Annotated in this window: 1 protein-coding gene; it reads right to left on the bottom strand. The window is 46.8% G+C overall.

The genetic code is table 11. The annotated features are described in order from the left end of the window. Nucleotides 1-814 (bottom strand): helix-hairpin-helix domain-containing protein (locus AC2VE5_RS28815; protein WP_486890927.1); only part of this gene is annotated, 814 nt, incomplete at both ends.

Raw genomic sequence — 814 nt, 5'->3', positions numbered from 1 at the left:
GTTGTAAAAGTTTTCCCCGTCCCAGGTCCTCCCGTGAGAATTAGTACCCGCTTACTTGCTGCCATCTCTACCGCTTGCCTTTGCCCAGGTGACAGCCCCATTCCTGTTGCTTGGGTAAACTTATCAATCCAAGCAATCACTCTTTCTTTATCTACTAGAACCGGACGGCTCAACAACTGATGTAGTCGTTTGGCTAAGTGCTGTTCGCTGCTAAAAAATGGTAATTGATAGCAGATGAATTGATGTTGCCGATGACCCTGCATCACTAACTCCTCGTCCATTGCCATCTGAAAAATTAGCTCCGTCAATACCTGGGGCGATGGTTGATGGTCAGCTATTGTTAGCCGTTCTACTACTTTTTCGGTCAGTTCTATGTAGGGCAAGAAACAGTGTCCATCTTCTGCTGCTTCGCCCAAGACGTGAATAATCCCCGCGCGGTATCGGTACTCGCTGTCAGGGGCAATCCCCAAGTTCCGGGCGATCGCATCCGCCGTCACAAAACCAATCCCGTAGATATCCGTTGCTAGCTGGTATGGGTTCTTAGTGACAGTTACTATTGATTCATCCCCATAGTGCTTGTAAATTTTCACCGCATAGGTAGTAGAAACACCATGTCCTTGCAAGAAGACCATTACTTCCTTAATCGCCTTCTGCTTGTCCCAAGCAGTTTGGATCATCTTCACTCGTTTTTTGGCAATACCTGGAACTTCATTCAACCGCTCAATCGAGTATTCGATGATATCTAGAGTGTTTAGCCCAAAGTGAGCGACAATTCGTTTAGCGGTAACTGGTCCTACTCCTTTAATCAAGCCAC

This window comes from Aliterella sp. E5.1 (assembly GCF_057473825.1).
This window is presented reverse-complemented; position numbering and strand designations above follow the sequence as displayed.